Annotated in this window: 25 protein-coding genes; 11 read left to right on the top strand and 14 right to left on the bottom strand. The window is 66.4% G+C overall.

The genetic code is table 11. The features are described from left to right. Positions 1 to 66: 66 nt before the first annotated feature. Positions 67 to 480: a Cu(I)-responsive transcriptional regulator gene (cueR, locus tag PRN20_RS14510; RefSeq protein WP_273958219.1), complete on the top strand. Its 414-nt coding sequence runs from the start codon at positions 67 to 69 to the stop codon at positions 478 to 480. Then, a complete protein-coding gene (locus tag PRN20_RS14505) occupies positions 467 to 865 on the top strand; it encodes a GNAT family N-acetyltransferase (protein WP_273958217.1) in 399 nt (132 codons plus the stop codon). Before cueR ends, PRN20_RS14505 begins: the two co-directional genes overlap by 14 nt. 26 nt (positions 866 to 891) lie before the next feature. Here PRN20_RS14505 and PRN20_RS14500 read toward each other — a convergent pair whose 3' ends face one another. After that, on the bottom strand, positions 892 to 2364 hold the full coding sequence (locus PRN20_RS14500; protein WP_273958216.1) for an NAD-dependent succinate-semialdehyde dehydrogenase: 1473 nt from the start codon (positions 2362 to 2364) through the stop codon (positions 892 to 894). A gap of 116 nt (positions 2365 to 2480) precedes the next feature. Between PRN20_RS14500 and PRN20_RS14495 the strand changes: the two genes are divergently transcribed. Beyond that, entirely contained in the window at positions 2481 to 3389 is a 909-nt protein-coding gene (locus tag PRN20_RS14495) for an SMP-30/gluconolactonase/LRE family protein (protein WP_273958215.1), read from the top strand. Between the two features lie 163 nt (positions 3390 to 3552). On the opposite strand, the gene rnk is transcribed toward PRN20_RS14495, so the two are convergent. The 3 genes from rnk to PRN20_RS14480 form a co-directional block, all read right to left on the bottom strand. After that, complete coding sequence (rnk, locus tag PRN20_RS14490) at positions 3553 to 3939, bottom strand: nucleoside diphosphate kinase regulator (RefSeq protein WP_273958213.1); 387 nt, start codon at positions 3937 to 3939, stop codon at positions 3553 to 3555. Positions 3940 to 4211: 272 nt separating this feature from the next. Continuing rightward, positions 4212 to 4490, bottom strand: a complete 279-nt coding sequence (locus PRN20_RS14485; protein WP_273958212.1) for an acylphosphatase — start codon at positions 4488 to 4490, stop codon at positions 4212 to 4214. Beyond that, entirely contained in the window at positions 4490 to 6040 is a 1551-nt protein-coding gene (locus tag PRN20_RS14480; RefSeq protein WP_273958211.1) for a UxaA family hydrolase, read from the bottom strand. The genes PRN20_RS14485 and PRN20_RS14480 overlap by 1 nt, the downstream gene beginning before the upstream one ends. 206 nt (positions 6041 to 6246) lie before the next feature. Between PRN20_RS14480 and PRN20_RS14475 the strand changes: the two genes are divergently transcribed. The 4 genes from PRN20_RS14475 (at position 6247) to PRN20_RS14460 (ending at position 8958) form a co-directional block, all read left to right on the top strand. Beyond that, a complete protein-coding gene (locus tag PRN20_RS14475; RefSeq protein WP_273958210.1) occupies positions 6247 to 6939 on the top strand; it encodes a GntR family transcriptional regulator in 693 nt (230 codons plus the stop codon). 31 nt (positions 6940 to 6970) lie between these two features. Next, positions 6971 to 7402 carry an RbsD/FucU family protein gene (locus PRN20_RS14470; RefSeq protein ID WP_273958209.1) on the top strand — a complete coding sequence of 144 codons (432 nt, stop codon included), beginning with the start codon at positions 6971 to 6973 and terminating at the stop codon, positions 7400 to 7402. Between the two features lie 111 nt (positions 7403 to 7513). Then, on the top strand, positions 7514 to 8365 hold the full coding sequence (locus PRN20_RS14465; RefSeq protein ID WP_273958208.1) for a fumarylacetoacetate hydrolase family protein: 852 nt from the start codon (positions 7514 to 7516) through the stop codon (positions 8363 to 8365). Positions 8366 to 8583: 218 nt separating this feature from the next. Then, positions 8584 to 8958 carry a RidA family protein gene (locus PRN20_RS14460; protein ID WP_273959023.1) on the top strand — a complete coding sequence of 125 codons (375 nt, stop codon included), beginning with the start codon at positions 8584 to 8586 and terminating at the stop codon, positions 8956 to 8958. Between the two features lie 70 nt (positions 8959 to 9028). Here the strand turns inward: PRN20_RS14460 and chrA are convergent, their stop codons facing one another. From chrA to PRN20_RS14430, 6 genes are all read right to left on the bottom strand, one after another. Beyond that, on the bottom strand, positions 9029 to 10198 hold the full coding sequence (gene chrA, locus PRN20_RS14455) for a chromate efflux transporter (RefSeq protein ID WP_273958207.1): 1170 nt from the start codon (positions 10196 to 10198) through the stop codon (positions 9029 to 9031). A 44-nt stretch (positions 10199 to 10242) separates the two neighbouring features. After that, on the bottom strand, positions 10243 to 11226 hold the full coding sequence (locus PRN20_RS14450; protein ID WP_273958206.1) for an ABC transporter permease: 984 nt from the start codon (positions 11224 to 11226) through the stop codon (positions 10243 to 10245). Between the two features lie 12 nt (positions 11227 to 11238). Further along, positions 11239 to 12225, bottom strand: a complete 987-nt coding sequence (locus PRN20_RS14445) for an ABC transporter permease (protein ID WP_273958205.1) — start codon at positions 12223 to 12225, stop codon at positions 11239 to 11241. Beyond that, a complete protein-coding gene (locus PRN20_RS14440; protein ID WP_273958204.1) occupies positions 12222 to 13766 on the bottom strand; it encodes a sugar ABC transporter ATP-binding protein in 1545 nt (514 codons plus the stop codon). The genes PRN20_RS14445 and PRN20_RS14440 overlap by 4 nt, the downstream gene beginning before the upstream one ends. Positions 13767 to 13827: 61 nt before the next feature. Then, positions 13828 to 14910 (bottom strand): sugar ABC transporter substrate-binding protein, encoded by a 1083-nt coding sequence (locus tag PRN20_RS14435; RefSeq protein ID WP_273959022.1) that lies wholly within the window; start codon positions 14908 to 14910, stop codon positions 13828 to 13830. A gap of 179 nt (positions 14911 to 15089) precedes the next feature. Beyond that, the gene (locus PRN20_RS14430) at positions 15090 to 15833 is read right to left on the bottom strand and encodes a FadR/GntR family transcriptional regulator (protein ID WP_273958202.1); all 744 of its coding nucleotides are present in this window, start codon (positions 15831 to 15833) and stop codon (positions 15090 to 15092) included. A gap of 291 nt (positions 15834 to 16124) precedes the next feature. Here PRN20_RS14430 and PRN20_RS14425 point away from each other — a divergent pair, with 291 nt between their 5' ends. Together PRN20_RS14425 and PRN20_RS14420 are read left to right on the top strand one after the other, a co-directional pair. Further along, positions 16125 to 16676 (top strand): tetratricopeptide repeat protein, encoded by a 552-nt coding sequence (locus PRN20_RS14425; protein WP_273958201.1) that lies wholly within the window; start codon positions 16125 to 16127, stop codon positions 16674 to 16676. 84 nt (positions 16677 to 16760) lie between these two features. Further along, positions 16761 to 17054, top strand: a complete 294-nt coding sequence (locus PRN20_RS14420) for a GNAT family N-acetyltransferase (RefSeq protein WP_273958199.1) — start codon at positions 16761 to 16763, stop codon at positions 17052 to 17054. 52 nt (positions 17055 to 17106) lie between these two features. On the opposite strand, the gene PRN20_RS14415 is transcribed toward PRN20_RS14420, so the two are convergent. Both PRN20_RS14415 and PRN20_RS14410 read right to left on the bottom strand, forming a co-directional pair. Then, the gene (locus tag PRN20_RS14415; protein ID WP_273958198.1) at positions 17107 to 17715 is read right to left on the bottom strand and encodes an alpha/beta hydrolase; all 609 of its coding nucleotides are present in this window, start codon (positions 17713 to 17715) and stop codon (positions 17107 to 17109) included. Next, a complete protein-coding gene (locus PRN20_RS14410; RefSeq protein ID WP_273958197.1) occupies positions 17715 to 18659 on the bottom strand; it encodes a VOC family protein in 945 nt (314 codons plus the stop codon). The genes PRN20_RS14415 and PRN20_RS14410 overlap by 1 nt, the downstream gene beginning before the upstream one ends. Positions 18660 to 18884: 225 nt before the next feature. Here PRN20_RS14410 and PRN20_RS14405 point away from each other — a divergent pair, with 225 nt between their 5' ends. Next, positions 18885 to 19676, top strand: coding sequence for a siderophore-interacting protein (locus PRN20_RS14405; protein WP_273958196.1), 792 nt, complete (start codon positions 18885 to 18887; stop codon positions 19674 to 19676). 864 nt (positions 19677 to 20540) lie between these two features. Here PRN20_RS14405 and PRN20_RS14400 read toward each other — a convergent pair. Together PRN20_RS14400 and pncB are read right to left on the bottom strand one after the other, a co-directional pair. Continuing rightward, positions 20541 to 21296, bottom strand: coding sequence for a hydroxypyruvate isomerase family protein (locus PRN20_RS14400; RefSeq protein WP_273958195.1), 756 nt, complete (start codon positions 21294 to 21296; stop codon positions 20541 to 20543). A 14-nt stretch (positions 21297 to 21310) separates the two neighbouring features. Then, positions 21311 to 22618, bottom strand: coding sequence for a nicotinate phosphoribosyltransferase (gene pncB, locus PRN20_RS14395; RefSeq protein WP_273958194.1), 1308 nt, complete (start codon positions 22616 to 22618; stop codon positions 21311 to 21313). 169 nt (positions 22619 to 22787) lie between these two features. Here pncB and PRN20_RS14390 point away from each other — a divergent pair, with 169 nt between their 5' ends. After that, positions 22788 to 24500: a DUF6311 domain-containing protein gene (locus PRN20_RS14390; RefSeq protein WP_273958193.1), complete on the top strand. Its 1713-nt coding sequence runs from the start codon at positions 22788 to 22790 to the stop codon at positions 24498 to 24500. Positions 24501 to 24575: the final 75 nt, after the last annotated feature.

The raw sequence follows: 24575 nt of genomic DNA, 5'->3' as shown, positions 1-24575 counted from the left end.
GTTGGGGCCTGTTCTGCACCTTCCCATCATGGTAAGGTCAAGCACTGTCTCTAGATGGGAGCTCTCATGCAGATTGGCGAGGCGGCCCGCCTGACCGGCGTATCCGCAAAGATGATCCGTCACTACGAATCGATCGGCCTCATCCCCAGTGCCGACCGGCGCGACAGCAACTATCGCGACTACGGCCATCACGACATCCACCGGCTCGGCTTCATCCGCCGCGCCCGCGACCTCGGCTTCTCCATCGAGCAGATCCGCGACCTGCTGCGGCTCTGGGGCGACACGCAGCGCTCGAGCGCCGACGTGAAGGCGCTGGCGCAGACGCACATCTCGGACCTCGACGAGAAAATCCGCCTGCTCGGCGAGATGCGCACTACCCTCTCCCATCTGGCGGAAGCCTGCGACGGCGATCATCGGCCGGACTGCCCCATCATAAAGGGCCTGGCCGGCGACGAGCAGCACGACCATGGCCACCACTGAGATCATATACCGGCTCGATCCGTTTCCGACCGACGCCGAGCTTGCGCAGATCTGGGGGCCGGCCTGGGGCGAGCCCTGGACCGGGGACCTCGGCAGGATGCTGCCGCGCAGCATCGTCCATGCCTGCGCCTATGACGGCGACCGGCTGGTGGGCTACGTCAATGTCGCCTGGGACGGCGGCGGGCACGCCTTCCTGCTCGATCCGACCGTGGATGTCGCCTACCAGCGCCGCGGCATCGCCCGCGAACTGATCCGCCACGTCGCCGACGCCGCACGCGAGCGCGGCGCCGAATGGCTGCATGTCGACTACGAGCCGCATCTCGACGGTTTCTACACGGCCTGCGGGTTTCGGCCTACGGCGGCCGGGTTGATCAGACTGGCCTAGGCAATGGTGCGGGAAATGCCCCGCCCTCAAACGCTCAGGCACAGATACTTGATGTCGAGATAGTCCTCGATGCCGTACTTGCTGCCTTCCCGCCCGTGGCCGGATTGCTTGATGCCGCCGAAGGGCGCGACCTCGGTGGAGATGAGCCCCGTGTTGATGCCCACCATGCCGTAGTCCAGCGCCTCCGCCACCTTGAACACGCGGCTCAGGTCGCGCGCGTAGAAATAGGAGGCGAGCCCGAACTCGGTGGCGTTGGCGAGCCGGATGACATCCTCCTCCGTCTCGAACCGGAACAGCGGCGCCAGGGGACCGAACGTCTCCTCGCGCGACAGCACCATCTCTTCGGTCGCATCGGCGACGACGGTCGGCTCGAAGAACAGCCCCTGCTTGCGCTTGCCGCCGGTCAGCAGCCGCCCGCCCTTGCGCAGCGCATCGGTGAGGTGCCGCTCGACCTTTTCGACCGCCTTCTCGTCGATCAGCGGTCCTGTCGTGACCCCCTCCTCGAACCCGTCGCCCACCCGGAGCTTCTCGACCGCTCGCGTCAGCTTGGCGGCAAACGCGTCGTAGACCCCGGCCTGCACATAGATGCGGTTGGCGCACACGCAGGTCTGGCCGTTGTTGCGATACTTCGAGATCATCGCGCCCTCGACCGCCGCATCGAGGTCGGCATCGTCGAAGACGATGAACGGCGCATTGCCGCCGAGCTCGAGGCTGAGCCGCATGATCTTGTCCGCTCCCTGCCGCATCAGGATGCGGCCGACTTCGGTCGAGCCGGTGAAGCTCAGCTTGCGCACGGTGGGGTTGGCGCAGAACTCCTGACCGATGTCGGCGGCATGGGTCGAGGGCAGGAGGTTGAAGAGCCCGGCCGGCAATCCCGCCCGCTCGCACAGCACCGCCAGCGCGATGGCCGAGAGCGGCGTCTCACCCGCGGGCTTCGACACCACGGCACACCCTGCTGCTAGCGCCGGGGCCATCTTGCGGGCCAGCATGGCGTTGGGAAAGTTCCACGGCGTGATCGTCGCGACGACGCCGATCGGCTGCTTGATGACGATGATGCGCTTGTCTTCCTGGTGGCCGGGGATCGTGTCGCCGTAGACGCGCTTGGCTTCCTCGCCGAACCACTCGACATAGCTCGCGCCGTACAGCACTTCGCCCCGCGCCTCGGCGACCGGCTTGCCCTGCTCCGCCGTCATGATCGCGGCAAGGTCATCGGCATTGGCGACCATCAGGTCGTAGATCCGGCGCAGCACCGCGGCGCGCGCCTTGCCGGTCTTCGTCGCCCATTCCGCCTGCGCCGAACGGGCCGCGTCGATGGCAAGCCGGGCTTCGGCGACCCCGCAATTGGGCAACACCGCCAGCACCTCACGGGTCGACGGGTTGGTCACCTCGAAACTCGTGCCGTTCTCGGCCGACTCGAGCCAGCGCCCGCCGATATAGGCCGCCGCCCTCAGAACCGAACTGTCCTTCAGGTGCCTTTTCAGCGCGTCGGTGATCGGCATTGGAAATCTCCTTGAGCCATAAAGGTCTGCGCCTCGATCTGGCATAACGCAAGTAGCCTTGCCGGGCTCCGAATCTTCCGATTGGATGCGCGCCAAACGATACCAGGGAGGGGCATATGGCCGGCATCTACCAGCACCACGAAAAGGAATTCGGGCACCTGATTCAGGGCAGTGCCAAGCTCGAGACACTGTATTCGGACTGCCGCTGGGCCGAGGGCCCGTGCTGGTTCGCCGATGCCAACCAGCTTATCTGGTCCGATATCCCGAACAACCGCCTGATGCGCTGGACGCCCGATGGCGGCGCCTCGGTGTTCCGGCACAACGCCAACTACCTCAACGGCAATACCCGCGACCGCGAGGGCCGGCTCGTCTCATGCTCGCATGGCGGCCGCAATGTGGTCCGCACCGAGATCGACGGCTCGATCACCGTCCTCGCCGACAGCTATCGCGGCAGGAAGCTCAACGCGCCCAACGATCTGGTGGTGAAGTCGGACGGCACGGTGTGGTTCACCGATCCCGGCTACGGCATCCTGTCCGATTACGAGGGTTACAAGGGCGAGTTCGAGCAGGATGGCTGCTACGTCTTCTGCCTCGATCCCGCGACGGGCGACCTGAAGGTCGTCGTCGACGACTTCGTCCGCCCCAACGGCATCGCCTTCTCGCCCGACGAGAAGCTGCTCTATGTCGCCGACAGCGCCTACAGCCATGGCGCCAACCTGCCGCGCCACATCCGCGTCTTCGACGTGAATGCCGACAACACTGTCAGCAACGGCCGCGTCTTCTGCGAGACCGACACCGGCCTGCCCGACGGCTTCCGCCTCGACGACCGCGGCAATGTCTGGACCTCGGCTGGCGACGGCGTCCACTGCTTCAACCCGTCCGGCACTCTGCTCGGCAAGATCCTGACGCCCGATACTGTGGCCAATGTCGAGTTCGGCGGCCCCCGCCGCAACCGCCTGTTCATCTGCGGCACGCAGAGCCTGCACAGCATCTATGTGGCGGTGAACGGCGCGACGCGGCCGTAGGCGGCGGTAGAGCCGCAGATGCGGCTCGGCGTTCGTTGTCACTGGGCTGGTCCCGGTGATCCACGCCCGCGGCGTCTGCCGCGTGTCGTGAGGCCGCGCCGATGCGCGGCAGCTGGATGGCCGGGTAAGCCCGGCCATCAGGGTCTCCCGGATGTCGGGGGCGTCAGCCCTCCACGGACACCACGGTCAGCACGTGCTTCTGGCCACCGCGGGCCTCCCACGTGATCGACTGGTCGACGGCGAGGCCGATAAGCGCGGTGCCGATCGGGGTCAGCACCGAGATCTTGCCCTGCGCGATGTCTGCATCGGCCGGCAGGACGAGCTGAACGGTGCGCTCGGCGCCATTGTCCGGGCGATAGGTGACGGTCGAGCCCATCTTCACCACGCTCGGGGCGAGCTTGGCGGCCGGAACGACGCGAGCCCGCTCGACCTCATCGAGAAGGTCGTCGGCCGCCTCGGTGCCGGTCAGCGCCAGGGCGCTGAGCACGCGGTGGTCGTCCTCGGTGAGGACGATCCTGGGCTTGAGGTCGTTGCGACGTAGCGACGACATGATTCAGTTTCCTTTCGAATGCGAGCTGCGACGGGCCGATAGGCCGCGACAGCTCGGAGAAGTGTCTGTGTGTGATTTGGCGCCTTGTTGACCCCCGCGGCGCTTCCGCTGCGGACCCGGGATAGCCCCAGACCCGGCGGCGCCTAGGCGCGAGTCATGGGGCTATATGCCTGCGGCCGGGATACCCCGGCGCGGTGCCATACCAATGGTGGTCGCGAAGCAAGACATATGGGCAATATGGGGCCCCTGCCGGAAAAGTCAAATCCTTGGGACTAGGCCGTCGGCAACGCGCTGAACCCTGTCGGCATCGGCCCTTCATAGGGGCCGGTGCGCACGTCGGTGACGGCCGCCGCCGGCGGGCCCGCATTCAGCTCCATCAGCATGTGCTGGATGTCCTGCTCGTCGCCTGCGAACACAGCCTCTACCGTGCCGTCACGACGGTTGCGCACCCAGCCGTCAAGGCCGAGCGCCTCGGCCTCGCTGACGACGAATGCGCGAAATCCAACCCCCTGCACCCGTCCCGTGATGACCACGTGGACGGAGCGGCGCATCAGAACGTCGCCCCGATGTTCCAGGGCACGAACTCGTTGTCGCCGTAGCCGAGCAGTTCCGACTTGGTCTTCTTGCCGGAGGAGACGGCGAGGATCTCGTCGAAGATCTCCTGCCCCTTAGCCTCGAGCGAGCCACCCTCGATGACCTCGCCGCCGTTGATGTCCATGTCGTCGATCATCTTGTGATAGATGTCCGAGTTCGTGGCGATCTTGATCGACGGGGTCGGCTTGCAGCCATAGGCCGAGCCGCGACCCGTCGTGAAGCAGAGGACGTTCGCGCCGCCGGCCACCTGGCCGGTTGCGGATACCGGGTCATAGCCGGGCGTATCCATGAACACGAAGCCCTTCTCCGTCACCGGATCGGCGTAGTGATACACCGCGTTGAGCGGAGTCGTCCCGCCCTTGGCCGCGGCGCCGAGGGATTTTTCGAGAATTGTCGTAAGACCGCCGAGCTTGTTGCCTGGAGATGGGTTGTTGTTCATCTCCATGTTGTTGCGCTCGGCGTAGTCTTCCCACCAGTGGATGATGTCGATCAGCTTCTCTCCGACCTCGCGCGTCTTGGCGCGCCGCGTCAGCAGGTGCTCGGCGCCGTAGATCTCCGGCGTTTCCGAGAGGATCGCCGTGCCGCCGTGACGCACGAGGATATCCGCCGCAACGCCCAGCGCCGGATTGGCGGTGATGCCCGAATAGCCGTCCGAGCCGCCGCACTGCAGCGCCAGCATCAGTTCCGACGCCGGCTGCGTCGTGCGCCGCGACTGGTTGACGATGGGGAGCATCGCCTTCACTGCCTCGACGCCTGCCTCGACGGTCTTCCTGGTGCCGCCCACTTCCTGGATGGTCATGGTGCGGAACGTCTCGTTCTCGGTGACCCCGTAGGCCTCCTTGAGACGCGGAATCTGGAAGCCCTCGCAGCCCAGCCCGACCATTACCACGCCGCCCATGTTGGGATTGGTCGCATAGCCCCAGGTGGTCTTCTTGAGCGTGTCGAAGATCACACCGCGATAGTCGATGACGCAGCCATTGGCCTGCTTCAGCGCCACGATGCCATCGATATTGGGGTAGTCGTCGAGGATGCCCGAGCGCTCGATCTCGCGGGCGATGAAGCCGGCGACGGTGGTCGAGCAGTTCACCGAGGTGAGGATGCCGACATAGTTGCGCGTGCCCACCTGCCCGTTGGCGCGCCGGAAGCCCTCGAACGTCGCCTGCTCGGCCTCGGGGAAGAAGTTGACCGGCACCACGCCCTCGCCGAAGGCATAGTCGCGCTCGAACGCGCCGTGGTCCTCGCCGATGGTGACGTTGTGCTCGTGCACCCACTCGCCCGGCGGGATGTTGTCCTTGGCAAAGCCGATGATCTGCCCGAACTTGACGATGGGCTCGCCGGCCGCGACAGCGCGCACCGTGAACTTGTGGCCCTTGGGCACACGCTTGGCCGTCGTGACGCCCTGCTGCGTCTCGGTGCCCACGTCGAGATTGGTGAGCGCCACGGCGACGTTGTCGCTGGAATTGAGGAGCAGGGTCTTGGCTGCGGGGCGGGACATGACGTCGGACATGGGCGGGCTCGTGTGATCCAGAATCTTGGGCGCTGGCCGCCGATTTTCCCCTCGCACCGGGAGCGCCACCTTGCGGCGGCAAGCCGCCCGGGTGACAAGCAGGTGCGATTGAATTGCTCCGGCAGTCCAACTAACATGTTAGCATGAAGACCGAGGCAAGTCCCTACTCATTTCTGTCAACGCCCGCAACGCCAACACGCGGCAACGTGACGGTTTTCGTCACCGACACGCTGCGTCAGGCGATCGTGCAGCTCGACCTGAAACCCGGCGAGGTGCTCGACAAGGGCGCCATCTGCGAACGGCTCGGCGTCTCGCGCTTTCCCGTCTCGGAGGCCCTGGCGCGGCTGCAGGCCGAAGGGCTCGTCGACATCCTGCCCCAGCGCGGCTCCACCGTGTCGCTGGTCCGCATCGCCGACGTGCTCGAATACATGCTGATCCGCAAGGCGCTCGAGGCCGAAGCAGTCCGCGTCGTCACCGGCAACCACTCCGAGGAGCTGGTGGATACGCTGCAGCGCAACCTCAGCTACCAGCGCGCCGCCGTGCAGATCGACGACCAGAACGGCTTCCACGAGCGCGACCTCGAGTTCCACGACATCATCTTCGGCGACATGCGCTTCACCAAGGTGAAGGGCGTGATCGAGAACACCCGCGCCAATCTCGACCGGGCCCGCCGCCTCATCCTCACGCCGCGCCGCCTGAGCGTCACCCTCGCCGAGCACCAGAGGATCCTCGACGGCATCGTCGCCGGCGATGCGCCCGCCGCCTCGGGCGCCATGCGCGCCCACATCGATTCCGTCATGGCCGAGCTCATTACGTTTGCGGCCGCCCACCCCGAGCTGTTCGCCGATGGGGGCCTGCTCAACGACGACCCCAGCTACACCGCCTTCCCGTTCGGCTGAACGGGCAAGACAATCCATAGGGAGGACTGCCATGCTCAAGGGGATACCCCCGATCCTGGGCCCCGATCTGCTCTACATCCTGCGTGCCATGGGGCACGGGGACGAGATCGCCATCGTCGACGCGAACTACCCGGCCGACAGCGCCGGCCCGCAGCTGGTGCGCCTCGACGGCATCACCGCCACCGACGTGCTCGACGCCGTGCTGACGCTGATGCCGCTCGACACCTTCGTCGACGATCAGGCCTTCGGCATGGAGGTCGTGGGTGCCCCCCAGAAACGGGAGCAGACCCACAAGGAGTTCGACACGCTCATCAAGAAGCACGAGCCCGACATGCAGCTTTCGATGCTGGAGCGCTTCGCCTTCTACGAGCGCGTGCGCGGTGCTTTTGCCGTCATCCAGACCGGTGAACGCCGCCTCTACGGCAATGTGCTGCTGAAGAAGGGCATCGTGCGGCCCGAATAGGCCGCCTCGCCTCCGACCGGGTGCGCCTGCCGAACGGATTCGACCATCGTTGGCCTCGACTCCGTACCGGCACCGCCCTATGCCTTCGCCCCAAACTGAGGAGCATCTTCAATGAAACTTCTGCGCGTCGGCGCCAAGGGCTCTGAAAAGCCCGCCATCCTCCACACTGACGGGACCTATCGCGACCTGTCCTCTGTCGTTCCGGACATCGCCGGCGCCGCGATCACGCCCGAGGGTCTCGCCAAGATCCGCGCCGTGGATGCTTCGACGCTCCCCGTGCTCGACAAGTCGCTGCGCATCGGCCCCTGCGTCGGCAATGTCGGCAAGTTCATGTGCATCGGCCTCAATTACGCCGACCACGCCGCCGAGACCGGCGCCGCCATCCCTGCCGAGCCGATCCTGTTCATGAAGGCCACCAGCGCCATCATCGGCCCGAACGATGACGTGATCCTGCCCAAGAACACCCTCAAGCCCGACTGGGAAGTCGAGCTTGGCGTGGTGATCGGCAAGGAAGCCCGCTACATCGAAGAGAAGGACGCGCTGGACTACGTCGCCGGCTACTGCGTCGTGAACGACCTCTCCGAGCGCCACTTCCAGACCGAGCGCGGCGGCCAGTGGACCAAGGGCAAGTCGGCCGACACCTTCGGCCCGATCGGCCCGTGGCTCGTGACCAAGGACGAGGTCAACGACGTCCAGAACCTCAAGATGTGGCTCGACGTCGACGGCCACCGCTATCAGGACGGCTCGACCAAGACCATGATCTTCGGCGTGGCGCACATCGTCGCCTATCTCAGCCAGTTCATGAGCCTGCAGCCGGGTGACGTCATCACCACCGGCACCCCGCCGGGCGTCGGCATGGGCCAGAAGCCCGAGCCGATCTGGCTGAAGCCGGGCCAGACCATGAAGCTCGGCATCGAGGGCCTGGGCGACCAGACCCAGAAGACCAAGGCCTACGCGGCCTGACGCTTCGCCATTCGAGACTGAAGGACGCCGGCGCACAGCCGGCGTTTCTTTATTGGGAAACGCTCTTCGGGCAGGAACCGGCAAGCGTGTACGCAGCGTGCTGGCGCACCTCGGACACCACTTGGTGAGGCACCCGGAAGTACAATCACCACGCGCGACCTGGCCCATGACGAGGGCTCGCGCCTCAGGAGTTCACGATGTCCCTGCCCATTCATCACATGATCTCGGCTGGCCCGCAGCCGGTCGCGCCCTTCAGTCATGCGGTGGAAGCGGATGGCTGGGTGTTCATCACCGGCCAGATGCCGACCGACCCGGCCGCGCCCAATGCCCCGCTTCCAGAAGGCATCGAGGCGCAGACACGTCGCGTGATCGAGAACCTCAAGCTGATCCTGGGCGGCATCGGCCTCGGGCTCGAGCACGTCACCATGGCGCGCATCTACCTCACCGACTTCCAGCGCGACTATGCCGCGCTGAACCAGCTGTGGCCGAGCTTCTTCGAGGCACGCAAGCTCCCGGCGCGGACGACCATCGGCGTCACGGGCCTCGCTGTCGGCGCCCTGGTCGAGATCGACCTCGTGGCCCGCCGCCCCTAGCGCAACTCGACTGCATCTGTTTGCCCCTCATGGCCGGGCTTGTCCCCGCCATCCAGCCACGCAGCGTCTGCTAAGCCAGCGCCAGCCCCACCCCGATCGCCGTCGAGAGCAGCACGACGGCCCAGGGCGGTGCACGCCAGACCAGCAGGGCGAGCAGCGCTGCCGCCCACGCGAGGTCGACCGGCCCGCCGATTGTGGTGACGAGCACGGGGTCATAGAGCGTCGCCACCAGCAGGCCCACGACCACGGCGTTGGCGAGGTCCAGCCCGCCCCGCAGCCGCGGGTTGGAGCGGAGGCCCTGCCAATAGGGCAGCGCACCGAACACAAGCAGGAATGACGGCAGGTAGATCGCCCCCAGCGCCAGCAAGGCTCCACCCAGCCCGTTCGGCGGGTTGGTCAGCAGCGCTCCGGTATAGGCGGCGAACGAGAACAGCGGACCGGGCACCGCCTGCGCGGCGCCGTATCCCGCGAGGAACAGGTCCCGGCTGATCAGCCCCGGCGCCACCAGCTCGGCCTCGAGCAGCGGCAGCACGACGTGACCCCCGCCGAACACCAGCGATCCCGTGCGGTAGAATTTCTCGGCCACGACGAGCACCGGGTTGCCGGTCAGCGCCAGCAGCGGCAGCACCGCCAAGAGGACGAAGAACGCGGCGATGAGGATCGCCCCGGTCCGATGGAAATGCAGCTTCGGCGCCGGCTCCCTCCGATGCATCGCGTAGCCCGCGATCGCCGCGCCGGCGATCAGCGCCACCTGCGTCAGGCTGGTGGGCAGCAGCAGTGCAATCGCGGCGGCTGCGAGCGCGAGAATGCGGCGCGGCCAGTCCGGCGTGAGCGAGCGCGACATGGCCCACACCGCCTGCGCCACCACCGCCAGCGCCGCCACCTTCAGTCCGTGCAGTGCGCCATCCGCCAGCGGACCGGCGAGGCGCGTCGCACCGAAGGCAAAGGCGAGCAGCAGGATGACCGACGGTGCCGTGAATGCGACGAAGGCCGCGATCCCGCCCCAGTAACCGGCACGCAGCTTCCCGATGCCGATGCCGACCTGGCTCGAGGCGGGGCCGGGCAGGAACTGGCAGAGCGCGACGAGATCGGCATAGGCCGCATCGTCGAGCCATTTGCGCCGCTCGACGAACTCGGTGCGGAAGAAGCCGAGATGCGCCACCGGACCGCCGAAGCTCGTGAGCCCCAGCAGCAGGAATGCGCGAAAGACCTCGCTGACTGTACCCCTGGTTTGCTGCATCGCACCCTCGCCCCGGGTGCGCATGCCCTAGCCCGTCGTCACAATCAACTGCTGACCTTGCCGCTGCGGCCATAGAGCAGCAGCATGCCGATGATCACCACGCCATAGATGATCTGCCGGCCGAATTCGGCGATCTGCATTACCGAGAGGATCGACTGCAGCAGCGTGATCAGGATCACGCCCGCGACTGTGCCGAGGTAGGATCCGCGACCACCGAGGATCGACGTGCCCCCCAGCACCACCGCCGCGATCGCTGGCAGGAGGTAGGCATCGCCCATCGACTGCGCCGCCTTGCCCGCATAGCCCGCCAGCAGCACGCCGCCGAAGGCCGCGAGCCCGCCGCAGAGCGCGAAGGCGATCATCACCACGCGCTGCGTCGGCACGCCCGATAGGTAGGCCGCGACCTCCTTGTTGCCGATGCCGTAGACGGCGCGGCCAAAGGTAGTGCGGGTCAGCATGAACACCGCTAGCGCTCCGACGACGACCCACACCAGCACCGCATGCGGCACGCCGAAGGTCGATTGCGCGGCGAGCACCTTCATCGCTGCCGAGGCGGAATCCTGCGGCGCGAACCCGCCGGTATAGGCGACCATCAGCCCCTGTGCGACGGCGTTCACCGCAAGCGTGATGATCATCGACGGGATGCGCAAATACGCAACCCCGATGCCGTTGACGAGCCCGATGGCGATCCCGCACAGCACCCCGAACGGGATGGCGAAGACCTCGCCCGCTGGCCCCCACGAAACCGCGGCCGATGCCATCATGGCGCCCAGCGTCACCGTCCACGGCACGCTGAGGTCGATCTGCCCGAGCAGGATCACCAGCATCATCCCGGTGGCGATGACGCCGAGGAAGGCGCCGACCTTGAGCTGCTGCAGCAGGTACTCGGGCGACAGGAAGTTCGGCGAATAGAGGCTGCCGATTGCGAGCAGGATGACGATGCAGCCGAACGCGGTCACGACCGGCAGGTCGATGCGCTGTCGCCAGGGGCGGGATTTGGTCGCGGCTTGGGCGGTGGTATCGGACATGGTTCTCTTGTCTCAGCCGAAGAGGTCGAGCCGGTTACGGACCTGGAACAGGCGGGCGGCGCCTACCGACACTGCGAGGAGCAGCACGATGCCCTGGAACAGCGGCTGCCACAGTGGATCGATCTCGAACACGAACAGCAGGTCGCCGATGGCGCGGAAGGCGAGCGCCCCGAAGATCGCGCCGATGGCGCTGCCGCGACCGCCGAACAGCGACACGCCGCCCAGCACCACCGCCGCGATCGAATAGAGCGTGTAGGTGTTGCCGTTGGCCGCCGACGCTTCGCCCGAATAGGTGAAGAACGTCAGGTAGAGCCCGGCGAACGAGGCGAACACGCCCGACAGCACATAGGCGAGGAACTTCGCCCGCCTGATGGGCATGCCGGACATGAAGGCCGCAACCTCCGACGACCCCGCCGCATAGACGGTGCGGCCCGACACCGAGCGCCGGAACGGGATCCAGATCAGCACCACCGTAGCGGCGAGGAAGATGAGGCTCGCCGGAATAACGCCGAAAACCTTGCCGGTCAGCGCGTCGGCGAGGTCGGATGAGAAGGTCGGGTCCGAGCCGGGAAACGGCCTCAGCCACAGCGCGACGCCGAAGAACACCGCGCCCGAGGCAATGGTCGCAACGATCGGCTGCAACCGCCCCAGGATGACGATGGCCGCGTTGACCGCTCCGCACACGGCGCCAGTCAGCACCACCGCCAGCACTCCGCCCGCCACCATCAGCGGCGAGCCCACGATGACGTAGGACGCAAGGCAGTTGCAGAGGATGAACACCATCCCGACCGAGAGATCGATGCCCGCCGTCAGCACCACGAAGGTCTGCGCCATGGCGACCAGCGCCAGCAGCACGCCCTTGTTGGCCGCCGTCTGCACCACGTTGGCGGTGAACCCGGCCGGATGGTTCAGCACGTAGAAGCCGAACATCACGATGAAGATGGCGAGCGCCAGGAGCGTGCCGCGCTGCTCGTTGAACCAGAAGCGCCAGTCCTTCATGCCAGTGCCGGGGCGGGCCCCGCCTCTGCGACGTCGATGTTGAGCGCGCTGGCGATCAGCGCGCGCTCGGTGATCTCGGCTCCGGTGAGCGTGCGCTTGATCGCGCCGTCATACATCACCAGCACCTTGTCGCAGCAGCCGATGAGCTCGTCGTAGTCGGTGGAGTAGAGGACGATCGCTGCCCCCGCATCGGCCAGCCGCCGCAGCAGGGCGTAGATCTCCTGCTTGGTGCCGACATCGATGCCGCGCGTCGGGTCGTTGAGGAGGATGATCCGCGGCTCGCGCATCAGCCACTTGGCGATCACCACCTTCTGCTGGTTGCCGCCCGACAGCGAGCCGGCCGGCACCGCCGTGCCGTCGGTCTTGATGGCGAGGAGCTGGATCATTTCGTCGATCGCGCGCCGCTCCGCGCCGGGATCGATGATGCCGCCCTTCGACAGGTGCGACATGGCGGCAAAGCTCAGGTTGTCGCGCACCGACATGGGCAGCATCAGCCCCTCGGTCTTCCGGTCCTCGGGGATCAGCGCCATGCCGATGTCGTCGTCCTTGGCGGCGCGCGGCGAACTGATGCGTCGCGGCTTGCCGTCGATCAGCACCTCGCCCGAAATGCCGCGCAGCACGCCGAACAAAGCGAGCAGCAGTTCGCGCTGTCCCTGACCGTCGAGGCCGCCGAGGCCCACCACCTCGCCCGCCCGGGCGGTGAGCGAAACGCCGTTGAGCCGCGGTGCCCAGCCGAGGTTCCGCACCTCGAGCACCGGTGCACCGGTCGCCGGCTTCGGCTCCGGCTTGGAGGGGAACACGTGGTGATACTCGCGGCCGATCATCATCTCGACCACTTCGTTGTCGCTCTTGGTGCCCGCCCGGTAGGTCGCGATCTTTCGCCCGTTGCGGAACACCGTGCAGTCATCGGCGAGCTCGGCGATCTCGTGCATGCGGTGCGAGATGTAGAGGAGCGCGATGCCCTCCGAGCGCAGCCGTTTCAGTACCTCGAATACGGTCTTCACATCGGCCGCCGTCAGCGCCGACGTCGCCTCGTCGAGGATGAGCAGGCGCGGCTTGCGCGCCAGCGCCTTGGCGATCTCGATGATCTGGCGCCGGCTCAGCGGCAGGTCCTTGACCAGCGCCGCCGGGTGGATGTCCACGCCGCCGGCCCGCGCCAGCGCGTCCTCTGCCAGCCGGCGCTGCGCGCGGCGGTCGATCATGCCGAACCGCGTCGGCGGGTCCGAGGCGATGATGTTGTCCGCGACCGACAGGTCGGGGATCAGCGACAACTCCTGGAAGATGCACACGATCCCCGCGGCATTGGCCGCCGCCGGGTCGCGAAAACTGATCTCGCGGCCGTCGAGCAGCATGCGCCCCTCATCGGGCTGCACCACGCCGGCGATGACCTTGATGAGTGTCGACTTGCCGGCCCCGTTCTCGCCGAGAATGGCGTGGACGCGCCCCGCTTCGACGGTGAGGTCGGCATTTTCGAGCGCGCGGACGCCGCCATAGCGCTTGGAGATCCCTTCCAGACGGAAGAGAGGAGTGGTCTCGGTCATTCACCGCGCATCCGTTTGAACTGGAAAGGGGCGGCGGAAACCGCCGCCCCGGGCCCGCCGCTTACTGGTTGGCCTCTGACTGTCCCATGATTTCCTGGGCGGTGAAGTTGATGCCGCAGGTCGGGAAGGCGTTGCCGACGAAGAAGTTGTCGGACTGGTCGGAATAATAGTTCACGCCATCCTTGAAGTCCGGGTCCTCGACGATGGCGAGGGGGAGCTTCACCGACTGCGGAACGACCTTGCCCTCGAGCGCGTCGATGGCGGTCTTGATGGCCACGGCGACCTGCGCCGGGCCGGTGCCCGCCGACGAGCAGACGAGGCCTTCGGCCGACTTGGCAGCGCAGAACTTGCGGAAGCCATTCTCGGTCTCGCCGCCGAACGGCACCATCGGATGGCCCGCGTCGAGCATGGCCTGCACCACGCCGGTATCGCCGCCCTGCGCGGTGATGCCGTCGAACTTCTGGTGCACGGCGATGGCATCGGCGGTCGCCTTCTGGGCGGTGCCGTCATCCCACTTGCCGACCACCTCGACGATGTCCCACTTCTTGCCGGTGGCGCCCAGCGTCTCGTGGATGCCGTTGTGGCGGTCGGTATCCACCGACGTGCCGGCCACGCCGCGCACTTCGAGGATCTTGCCGCCTTCCGGCAGGTGCTTGTCCAGCCAGTTGGCCCAGAGGACGCCCAGGCCCTTCTGGTCGACGTTGACGTTGATCGCATCCTTGGTGTCGAGGATGTTGTCGAACGCCACGAGGACGACGCCCGCGTCCTTGGCCCGCTTGATCACCGGCGCGAAGGCCTGCGGGTTCTGTGCGTTGACGACGATCGCATCGTAGCCGCTGTCGATGAAGTTGTTGATCGCGGCGATCTGGGCGGCGACGTCCTCGCCGGTCGAGACCACCTTGAACTCCTTGAGCTTGGCGGCGACGTCCGGCTGGGCCGCATAGGCCTTGGCCGTCTGGATCATCTGGATGCGCCAGGTATTGGCGATGTAGCCATTGGCCAGCGCAACACGGAACGGCCCGGTCTTGGCCGGGAACTGGAAGAACTGGGTCTCAGCGTCCCAGGGCACGTAGCATTCCGGATCTGCAGCCGGTCCGGACACGACTGCCGGCTCTGCGAGAGCCACGCCGGCGGTGGTCAGCATCAGGGCTGCGACGGCAAGCCCAGCGGTCTTGAACAACTTCATTTTCTCCTCCCAGAGAACGTGTGAAGCACTCTCTCACCGGTGATCGCGCCCGCCTCCCTCGGCGAGTCTTCGCCACCGTCCGGGGCACTGCCCCTATCCGGCGCGCCCATCACGGGCAGCGCCAAATTCCTCTGTCGTCACTCCTTGAACAGCGCGAGCCCGGCTTCGAGGTGCTGGCTCATGCGATACTGGTAGGCGAGCCGGTTGCGGCTCTCGAGCGCATCGACGATGCCGCCATGCTCGTCGAAATTGATGCCGTTGGACTTCATGCGGGCGACGCCCGTTTCCATGATCTTGAGCATCACCGGCTGCATGATGCGGTAGATCTCGAGCACCTGCTTGTTGCCCAGCAGGCCCACCAGCTTGAGGTGGAAATGGAAGTCGTGTCGCGCCGCCGCCGGCAGGTGCGCCTCCTCGCGCATCGCGTCGTTGATCTCGCGCAGCTCGACAATGTCGGCCGTGGTGAAGTTCTCGATCAGCCGGTCGGCCGAGCCGACCTCGATCAGTTCCCGGAAGAACTGCGTATCGAGATAGGTCTGCCGGCTGAGTTCGAGCGTGTTGAACGAATAGAGGTCGAACACGGCGTCCATGCGCCGGTCGATGATCACCGCGCCGACCTTGGGCCTGACATCGACCACGCCATACGCCTTGAGGATGCGCATCGCCTCGCGCACCGTGGTGCGGCTCGACGCGAACGTCTCGCCCAGCTCGCGTTCCGAGGGCAGCGGATCGCCCACCCCAAGGTTACGCGCGTCGATCAGTGACTTGATCTGGCCGACCAGTGTCTCAACGGCGGAATCTGAAAGATGTACCGCCCCGACAGGTGGTCGCCCGCTCGTATCTCCTTCACCCAGACGAACGACATTGCTCCTGGCCGACATGACCGGACCGCCCCGTTTACTGATGTAAAGATCCCCTCAAGCCCCACATTTGTAGGACCAGAGGGACGCTACTACCCACGGATACTACCGTCAATAGTCCAATACTGCTGAGTCTGGTATAGAAATGGCCGAAACTGGTATGACAAATACTGCTTCCAGCACACAAACTCGGAGAAAATTGCGAGCTGTTAACATGTTAGCCGTCAGCCCCATTTCGCACGAATGCCGACCGGCACATCGGCCCACCACGCCCGACTTGCGCCCACGGCCGGCAAGGTGAATTATCGCCAAATGCTGCGCAGTCTGGTTCGAGCCGTCCTGCTGAGCCTTGCCCTGCTCGCCGCCCCGGCCCTGGCGGACGACGCGGCCGACCGGGCTGCGCTCGACAAGCTCTTCGCCCAGTTGCGCGTGGCCGACGACGCCGAAACGGCGCAGGACCTCAGCACCCGCATCTGGGCGATCTGGACCTCGCCCTCCGACCCCATCCTTGCCGGCCGCATGCGCGAGGCGATCGTCGCCCGTTCAACGGGCGAGCTGACCTCGGCGATCAAGCTGCTCGACGACCTGATCGCCGATCGCCCCGACTATGCCGAGGCCTGGAACCAGCGCGCCACGATCTACTACATGATGGGCGACTTCGAGCACTCGATCGCCGATTGCGAAAAGGTGCTGGCGCTCGAGCCCCGCCACTACGGCGCGCTTTCCGGCCGCGCCCTCATGTACCTGCAGCAGGGCAACCGGGCCCTCGCCATCAAGGACATGGCCGCCGCGCTCGCCCTCCACCCCTATCTCAACGAACGCCGGCTCTTCCCCGAACTGGGCAAGCCACCAACGCATATCTGATCCGCAACACCCGCCCCTGAACGCGCGCGTCCATCACCACCATATCAGGGCTGGCACTGACGCCGGCACCACGAAAGGCCAGCAATGTCTGAGGACTACCCCGTCGAACACGAGGAAAACGGCGATCGCGGCCGCTACGTCATCTACCTGCCCGACGGCTCGGAAGCGGAGATGACCTACGCGCGGCGCGATGCCTCGACCATCATCGCCGACCATACCGGCGTTCCGCCGCAGTATCGCGGCCATGGCCTTGCCGAGAAGCTGGTGAAGACCGCGATGGAGCATGCGCGCGAGACCGGCGGCCGGATCGTGCCCGTCTGCTCCTACGTGGTCGCCCAGTTCCGCCGCCACCCCGAATGGGCGGACCTGCGCGCCTGACCCGCGACGCGGACGATCCTCCCCCGCAACGCGAGGGAGGATCGGCGGCCGTCTAGTCGTTCAGCCAGTCCCGAACCGCCAGCAGTTCTTCCCGCCGGATCTCGTGGCCGCCTTCGTGCCAGAACACAGTGGTCTCGGCGCCCTGCTCCTTGAAATAGGCGGCGAGCAGCTCGGCCGAATGGACCGGCGCGATCGGATCGCGCCGCCCCGCGGTGATGATCACCCGCTTGCCCTTCAGCCCCGGCTGGGGCTTGGGCGTGAAGGGGATCAGCGGGTGCATCAGCACCGCCGCATCGAACTGCTCGGGCGCCTCGAACAGCACCGAGGCGAGGATGTTCGCGCCGTTCGAATAGCCGAGCCCGATCACCTCCTTGGCCGCGCCCTTGCTGGCCCCGACGAAGCTCGCGAGCTTGGTCGTCGCCCGCGCCAGGTCTGCCATGTCGTAGCGGCCTTCCCCGACGCGCTTGAAGTAGCGCAGCGCCCCGCCTTCCGAAACGTCGCCGCGCACACCGATCCGGCGCGCGCCGGGCTTGAGCTCGGCCGCGAGATCGGTGAACTGGTGCTCGTCGCCGCCCGTTCCGTGGAACAGGAAGAAGGCCGGCGCATCCGGGGATGCGCCGGGGAGGTCGACGAAGTGGTAGCTGTCGGTAACCGCGGCCATTATGCCGTCTCCTTGTCCTCGAGCGGCTCGAGCGTGTGCTCCAGCGTGCTCCTCAGGTGCTCGTGCTGGGCGGGGAGCTTGAGGCTCTCACCCAGATGCGCCGTATCTTCGTCACGGTCGAAGCCCGGCTCGTTCGTGGCGATCTCGAACAGCACGCCGCCCGGGGTCCGGAAGTAGATCGCCCAGAAGTAGTCGCGGTCGATCACCGGGGTCACCTGGTAGCCCGTGTCGAGCAGGGCCTTGCGTACCTCGAGCTGCGCCGCACGGTTCTCGACCGCAAAGGCGACGTGATGCACCGAGCCTGCGCCCAGCCCGGCATATCCGGCATCGGGCAGAACCTCGATATCGATCGCGTCGGCGCCGTTGCCGCCGGGCCGGATCAGCCGCTTGATCCCGTCACGGGTCTCGGCATTCTCGTAGCCCATGTACTTCAGCAGCTCCTCGGTGGCGCCGCCGTCGCGCAGCCGCAGCGAAACCGAATTGAAGCCACGGATGGCATGCTCGGCATCGACACCGCTGCCGGTCCACGGCACGCGCTTGTCGTCCGCCGCCTCGACCAGCGCCATGGCATCGCCTTCCGCCGCGCGGAAGTTGAGCTGCCTGGCCCCAAAGCTCTCGGTCAGCTCGACATCGCCGACCCGCTCCGCCACCAGCCGATCCTGCCAGTACCCGAGCGAACCCTTGGGCACGGAGAAGACCGTGCGCCCCACCTCGCCGGTGCCGGGACGGCCGCGGGCGATATGCGGGAAGGGGAAGTGGGTCATGACAGTGCCGGGCGTGCCGACCTCGTCACCGTAGTAGAGGTGGTAGACGTCGGGCGCATCGAAGTTGACCGTCTGCTTGACCCGGCGCAGGCCCAGCGTGTCGGTGAAGAAATGGTTGTTCTCGGCTGCACTACGGGCCATCGAGGTGACGTGGTGCAATCCCTTGATCTGAGTGAGCATTTCTGCCTCCTTGCGCCGGCTCTTGCCGGTCGCCTTGTGCCGGCTCTCGCCGGGTCGCTGATTGTACCGGCATCCCCGCCGGTCGCTTCGACCGTAGAGATAGGCGAGACCCTTTCCCTCGAATAGCGCACCAGTCGCGCAAGGGATTGTTCGCTTATTTCAAACAATCTCGCCTTGACCGAAGTTCACTTGACCGCTCCCACCTGCGGGCGCTAATTCCTGAGTATGGATGTCATAAATAGAACCATCGAGCGCATCAGGCTCGAAGTCCGTATCCGCGTCCTCACCGTCGCGTCCGTCACGGACATCACCCCGCACATGCGGAGGATCAGGTTGGCCGGTCCGGAGCTCGAGGGGTTCCGCTCCCCCAACCACGCCGACCACATCAAGCTGTTCTTCCCCGCGGACGGCAAGCCCCTGCCCCGTCCCGAGCGCCATCCCGATGGCCTCGTCTGGCCCGACGGCACGGCCAAGCCCCTGATGCGCGACTACACTCCGCGCTACTTCGACCCCGAGGCGCTGACCCTCGACGTCGATTTCGTGTTGCACGGCGATGGCCCAGCGTCGAGTTGGGCGACCTCCGCCAGAGTCGGCGACACGCTGATGATCGGCGGCCCGCGCGGCTCCGTCATCGTGCCCGAAGCCTTCGAGTGGTACCTCCTCGTCGGCGACGAGACGGCCCTGCCCGCCATCGGCCGGCGCATCGAGGAACTGCCGGCCGACAAGCCCGCCATCGCTATCATCGAGGTGCCGGAGAAAGCCGACGAACAGGTCATCCAGACCAGTGCGCCCGTCGAGATCCACTGGGTCCACCGCAACGGCCTCGAAGCCGGCGCCCAGAACCTGCTGCTGCCCAAAGTCGCGGAAATGGCATTCCCCCCAGGCGTCGGCTACGCCTTCGTCGCCGGCGAAGCCGAGATGAACCGCTCGGTAAAGGCCCACCTCCTCGCCCGCGGCCTCAACCCCGAATACATCCGGGCCTCCGGCTATTGGGTCAAAGGCGAAGCGGGGGAATAGAGGCGACGAGCAGCCCGCCGGCAAGGAAGGCGCCGGCTATGCACCAGGCTCGCCCCCGGCGCCGTCATCCCCGGGCTCCCATCTCTCCCCCGCGCCGGACGCGCGACAAGCACCGCCCACGCCCCACGCCCCCTTCACCTCCCCCTGGACGGGGGAGGCCGGGAGGGGGTGCGCCCCACGCTCACACCTCGCAGCATCACGCCCACGAACCGACTTATCCCCACGCCTCGCCACCCATGCGACTCTCCCCCCGTCCGCTGCACCGAAGCGAGATCATGACGAGTGGTTGGTGCAGGGGAGACCGGGTGGTGGTGGAGTCGTTCGCCATCAGGCCGAAAGCACGACGGCATGAACCGGTTCGCCGGGGACGCCGCTAGCACGCGGGAGCCATCCGAATGCAGGCTGGTTCAGGGGACAAGGCTGCCACGCATGAGGCAGCCGCTGAGGCGGGACGGTTCGGTGGATTCCGGCCGTCTGTCAGCCGGCACGTTCCTCGCGATGCGGTACGGGATGCGCCCGGGCCATCGTGCCATACGCCCAAAACCCCGGCCGGCCGGCGAGGCGCGAGCCTCGTTTCATCTGCGGACTACCCGCGTGAGGCAATCGCCTCGCCGGCCCCGCTTCATCTCTCTTCGCGGGAGATGCGCTCTTTGAGAACTCCGAAGCCGCGTGGCTGTCGGATGCATCGGCATGTTCGCCACCGGCTGTCATCCCTGCGCAAGCAGGGACCCAACCATCGGCCGGCGCCGGCGGCGAGATGGGTCCCTGCCTTCGCAGGGATGACATCGAGGGTGTCGCACCGCCCTCGCCCCACCACCCACCGTCATCCCCGGGCTTGACCCGGGGACCCATGCGATGGCGCGGCTACACCGTCTCGCGAAACTGCAGCGTTTCAACCGTCGGCTTGCTCGGCTTGTACTCGAGCCCGATCAGGCCGTCATAGCCCTGCTTTTCCAGCCATTCGAGGCGATCGGCATAGTCCATCCGGCCGCTACCCGGCTCGCCGCGACCGGGCGTGTCGGCGAGATGCACGTGGATGACGCGGTCGAGCCGCCCCTTCAGCACCTCGATCTCCTCGCCCATCACGGCGGCATGGTAGATGTCGTAGAGCAGCTTGATCTCGGGCCGGCCGACCTCATCGACGATGTCGAGCCCCTCCTCGGTCGAGGTGAGGTAGTAACCCGGATGATCGACCCGGTCGTTGAGCGGCTCGAGGGCGAGGATCACGCCCGACCCCTCGATGATCTTGGCCGCTTCCTTCAGCACCTTGACGATGGCTGCATGCTGGGCCGCCCGCGCCACGCCCGGCTGGAAGTCCCCGGCCTGCGCGATCATCACCTTGGCCCCCAGTTGCAGTGCAGCCGCGAGCGACGTGCGCACGCCCTCGAGGAACCATTGGTGCGACTCCGGATTGGCGAGCGGCGCGATGGGTTCGCACAGGATACCGCCCAGCGTCAGGCCGGTTTCGTCCAGCGCCTGCCGAATGGCGACACAGTCCTTGTTGGAGAAGCGCCAGAACTCGACGGCATCCAGTCCCGCCGCCTTGGCGGCATGGATACGATTGACGACATCGGGCTCCTCGGTGGCGAAGAGCCACTCGATGCAAGCGGAATAGCGCATGAAACCTCAGTAATTCAGACAGTCACTCGGTGAGATACCCGGCCCTTGTCGCCAAATATCTTGATGTAGCGCCGAATTTCGGCGGCATCGCCCGTCGCCTTCTCCGGATTGTCCGAGAGCTTGACGGCGGGGCGACCATTGGCCTCGCTGACCTTGCAGACGAGGGAAATCGGTTCGAGCTGCGGATTGGGCTTGGGGGAGCAGCCGGCGAAATCGTTGGTGAGGTTGGTGCCCCAGCCGAAGCTCATGCGCACCCGCCCGTGGAAGTGGTGATAGGCTTCCTCGATCATGTCGACGTCGAGCCCATCCGAGAAGATCAGCAGCTTCTCGCCGGGATCGCGGCCATGCGCCTTCCACCACTGGACGATCTTCTCGCCGCCCTCGATGGCCGGCGCGCTGTCGGGCCGGAAACCGGTCCAGTCGGCCACCCAGTCGGGCGCGTCGCGCAGGAACGCATCGGTGCCGAACGCGTCGGGCAATACGATCAGCAGGTTCCCGCCGTAGTAGCTCTCCCAGTCCTGCAACACCTGGTAGGGCGCGGCGCGGAGCACGTCCTCGTTGGGCGCAATGGCGGCGAGCACCATGGGCAACTCATGCGCATTGGTGCCCAGCGCTTCGAGATCGTTGTCCATGGCGAGGAGCACGTTCGACGTGCCGGTGAAGACCCGCGGACCAAGTCCCTCCTTCAGCGCCTCGACGCACCAGCGCTGCCACAGGAAGGAGTGCCGCCGGCGCGTCCCGAAGTCGGAGATGCGCAGGTCCGGCAGCTTCTTCAGCCGCTCGACCTTCTCCCACATCTTGGCCTTGGCCCGGGCATAGGTGACGTCGAGCGTGAACGGACCGTAGTTCCGCAGCGCCCCGCGGCTGCGCAACTCGTTGATGATGGACAGCGCCGGGATCTCCCACATCGTGGTCTCGACCCACTTGCCGGGGAACTCCAGAATGTACTGCCCGTCGCGCTTCTCGAGCCTGTATTCGGGCAGCCGGAAGCCTTCGAGCCAGCGCAGGAACTCGGGCGAAAAGATCTGCTTGGAGCCGTAGAAGCTGTTACCGGCCAGCCAGATCATCTCCTTTTTGGAGAAGCGCAGCGAACGCGCGTGGTCGAGCTGCGCCCGCAGCTCGACCACGTCGATCTCGTCGGCGAGGCGGACCGTGGTCTTGCGGTTGATCAGCGAGAAAGTGGCGTCGACCTTGGGGTAAAGCCCCCAGATCATCTGCAGCATCAGGAGCTTGTAGAAATCCGTATCGAGCAGCGAGCGCACGATCGGATCGAGCTTCCAGGTGTGGTTGTAGACCCGCCGGGCGATATCGGTCTTCGGCATCACGCGTCCCTTGAACTCGCCCGACTTCCCCTACGCGGATAAGCACAAAAAGAAAAGAGGCATCCATCGTCAAGTGACGATGAAGCTTTCGACCGCCAACCCTTCCTTCATCACCCGCATGTATTGAGGCATTGGCGGCCTGTAGGCGGATTGGGATCGGCGAACACCGATGAATGTAGCGGGGGCTATTGATCGCGAGCAGCCGGCAAGCGCGCGTGCCGCGGTACCGACGCGCAGCGGCGAAGCCCCGGCCATCGTGCCCGCCATCCTCATCGGCATCATCGCCTTCATGATCGCCCGCGGCCTCGCCCCGCTCGATCCCACCAACGTCCTGTGGCTCGACGAGCGCGACCGCGCCATGCACACGCTGGGCTGGTGGTGGTTCGCCATGGCGCCCTGGGGCTGGCCGCCCGGAGCCAGTCCGCTCAACGGGCTCGAGCTCGCCAACGGCGTCGGCCTCTCGGACTCGCTGCCGCTCTTCGCCTTCCCGTTCAAGCTCTTCGCCCAATGGCTGCCCGAGCGTTTCCAGTACTGGGGCTACTGGCAGCTCCTCTGCTTCGTGCTGCAGTCGCTCTTCGCCGCGCTGATCGCGCATCAGCTGAAGCTGTCGCGACCGATCGCACTTGTCGCGGCCATGTTCTGCGTGTTCCAGCCGGCCTTCCTCGTGCGGCTCGAAGCGCACATGGCTCTGGCCGGGCACTGGACCATCCTCGCCGGGATCTGGCTCTACCTGCTGCGTACGCCGCCGCGCTGGGCCTGGCCGCTGCTGCTCACCGTGACTGCGGCCATCCACGGCTACCTCATGGTCATGGTGTTCAGCCTCTGGACCGCTTCCCTCGCCTCCCGCCTCTGGACCCGCGAGGATCGGCTGGCGCCCATCGCCGTCGAAGCCATTGCCGTCGCGACGGGCATGCTGACCGTCCTCTGGGCCACCGGCATCTTCATGGTCGGTTCCACCGCCAGCTGGGGCTTCGGCCTCTTCCGCATGAACCTGATGGGGCCCTTCAATCCTGCCTTCTTCCAGCTCATCGTTCCGGGCACACCCGTGAATGCCTTCGAGTGGGAGGGCGTGAACTACATGGGCCTCGGCATCTTCGCGCTGATCGCCGTCGTTCTCGTCACGCTGAAGCCGGCCGGTCTTCGACCGCTCATCGGGCCACGCTATCTCCCGCTGGTTTTCGTCGCGCTGGGCCTCGCCCTCTTTGCCCTGAGCAACCGCGTCGCCCTGGGCTCGATCGAGCTCTTCACCATTCCCCTGCCCGAGTTCGCAGAGAAGTTCTTCTCCATCTTCCGCAGTTCGGGCCGCATGTTCTGGCCGATGGGTTACCTCATCATCTTCGCGCTGCTGTTCCTGCTTTCCCGCCAGTTGCGCCCCACCTTCGCCCTCGTTGCCGCCTGCCTCGTCCTCGGGCTGCAGTTCGCCGACATCCAGAAAGGCCCGCGCGCCCTCGTCATCGGTCCCGAGCGGACCGGCACGGCGTTCCGCACCATGCTGACCTCGCCCGCCTGGGAGGCATTGGCGCCGCACTACCAGCGCGTCCGCGCCCTGCCGGTCGAGAACGAGGGACCGAACTGGCGCGAGCTTTCATGGTTCGCCGTCACCCACAAACTGCCCACCGACGCCGTGTATCTCGGCCGCATCGACCCGGACGCACTGGAGCAGGCACAACAGGCATCGGCCGTGGCAGTCGCAACAGGCAACTTCGATCGTGGTGCGATCTACGGGCTCAACACGCACGCCGCGCTACGGGTTCTGCCGGTGATCGGACCCGACGACGTGCTCGCACCGGTCGACGGCCTGATCCTCTTCGCACCCGGCGGCCGGCCCATCCTCGAGGCCGCCGGCATCCGGCTCTCCCCGTTCGTCCCGGTCCGGTACTGACCGGCACCTCGACTTTCGTTCAAACCCTCTTGCGGGCAAAAGCTCATTGCGTGAGTATCCGCCCGTTATCGGAAG

The sequence above is a fragment of the Devosia sp. ZB163 genome (assembly GCF_028613635.1).
GTDB lineage: Bacteria > Pseudomonadota > Alphaproteobacteria > Rhizobiales > Devosiaceae > Devosia_A.
This window is presented reverse-complemented; position numbering and strand designations above follow the sequence as displayed.

Excerpts from the sequence above, each read along its gene's own strand:
- cueR (WP_273958219.1), top strand. The coding sequence starts at position 67 with ATGCAGATTGGCGAGGCGGCCCGCCTGACCGGCGTATCCGCAAAGATG.
- PRN20_RS14505 (WP_273958217.1), top strand. The coding sequence starts at position 467 with ATGGCCACCACTGAGATCATATACCGGCTCGATCCGTTTCCGACCGAC.
- PRN20_RS14500 (WP_273958216.1), bottom strand. The coding sequence starts at position 2,364 with ATGCCGATCACCGACGCGCTGAAAAGGCACCTGAAGGACAGTTCGGTT.
- PRN20_RS14495 (WP_273958215.1), top strand. The coding sequence starts at position 2,481 with ATGGCCGGCATCTACCAGCACCACGAAAAGGAATTCGGGCACCTGATT.
- rnk (WP_273958213.1), bottom strand. The coding sequence starts at position 3,939 with ATGTCGTCGCTACGTCGCAACGACCTCAAGCCCAGGATCGTCCTCACC.
- PRN20_RS14485 (WP_273958212.1), bottom strand. The coding sequence starts at position 4,490 with ATGCGCCGCTCCGTCCACGTGGTCATCACGGGACGGGTGCAGGGGGTT.
- PRN20_RS14480 (WP_273958211.1), bottom strand. The coding sequence starts at position 6,040 with ATGTCCGACGTCATGTCCCGCCCCGCAGCCAAGACCCTGCTCCTCAAT.
- PRN20_RS14470 (WP_273958209.1), top strand. The coding sequence starts at position 6,971 with ATGCTCAAGGGGATACCCCCGATCCTGGGCCCCGATCTGCTCTACATC.
- PRN20_RS14465 (WP_273958208.1), top strand. The coding sequence starts at position 7,514 with ATGAAACTTCTGCGCGTCGGCGCCAAGGGCTCTGAAAAGCCCGCCATC.
- PRN20_RS14460 (WP_273959023.1), top strand. The coding sequence starts at position 8,584 with ATGATCTCGGCTGGCCCGCAGCCGGTCGCGCCCTTCAGTCATGCGGTG.
- chrA (WP_273958207.1), bottom strand. The coding sequence starts at position 10,198 with ATGCAGCAAACCAGGGGTACAGTCAGCGAGGTCTTTCGCGCATTCCTG.
- PRN20_RS14450 (WP_273958206.1), bottom strand. The coding sequence starts at position 11,226 with ATGTCCGATACCACCGCCCAAGCCGCGACCAAATCCCGCCCCTGGCGA.
- PRN20_RS14445 (WP_273958205.1), bottom strand. The coding sequence starts at position 12,225 with ATGAAGGACTGGCGCTTCTGGTTCAACGAGCAGCGCGGCACGCTCCTG.
- PRN20_RS14440 (WP_273958204.1), bottom strand. The coding sequence starts at position 13,766 with ATGACCGAGACCACTCCTCTCTTCCGTCTGGAAGGGATCTCCAAGCGC.
- PRN20_RS14435 (WP_273959022.1), bottom strand. The coding sequence starts at position 14,910 with ATGCTGACCACCGCCGGCGTGGCTCTCGCAGAGCCGGCAGTCGTGTCC.
- PRN20_RS14430 (WP_273958202.1), bottom strand. The coding sequence starts at position 15,833 with ATGTCGGCCAGGAGCAATGTCGTTCGTCTGGGTGAAGGAGATACGAGC.
- PRN20_RS14425 (WP_273958201.1), top strand. The coding sequence starts at position 16,125 with ATGCTGCGCAGTCTGGTTCGAGCCGTCCTGCTGAGCCTTGCCCTGCTC.
- PRN20_RS14420 (WP_273958199.1), top strand. The coding sequence starts at position 16,761 with ATGTCTGAGGACTACCCCGTCGAACACGAGGAAAACGGCGATCGCGGC.
- PRN20_RS14415 (WP_273958198.1), bottom strand. The coding sequence starts at position 17,715 with ATGGCCGCGGTTACCGACAGCTACCACTTCGTCGACCTCCCCGGCGCA.
- PRN20_RS14410 (WP_273958197.1), bottom strand. The coding sequence starts at position 18,659 with ATGCTCACTCAGATCAAGGGATTGCACCACGTCACCTCGATGGCCCGT.
- PRN20_RS14405 (WP_273958196.1), top strand. The coding sequence starts at position 18,885 with ATGGATGTCATAAATAGAACCATCGAGCGCATCAGGCTCGAAGTCCGT.
- PRN20_RS14400 (WP_273958195.1), bottom strand. The coding sequence starts at position 21,296 with ATGCGCTATTCCGCTTGCATCGAGTGGCTCTTCGCCACCGAGGAGCCC.
- pncB (WP_273958194.1), bottom strand. The coding sequence starts at position 22,618 with ATGCCGAAGACCGATATCGCCCGGCGGGTCTACAACCACACCTGGAAG.
- PRN20_RS14390 (WP_273958193.1), top strand. The coding sequence starts at position 22,788 with ATGAATGTAGCGGGGGCTATTGATCGCGAGCAGCCGGCAAGCGCGCGT.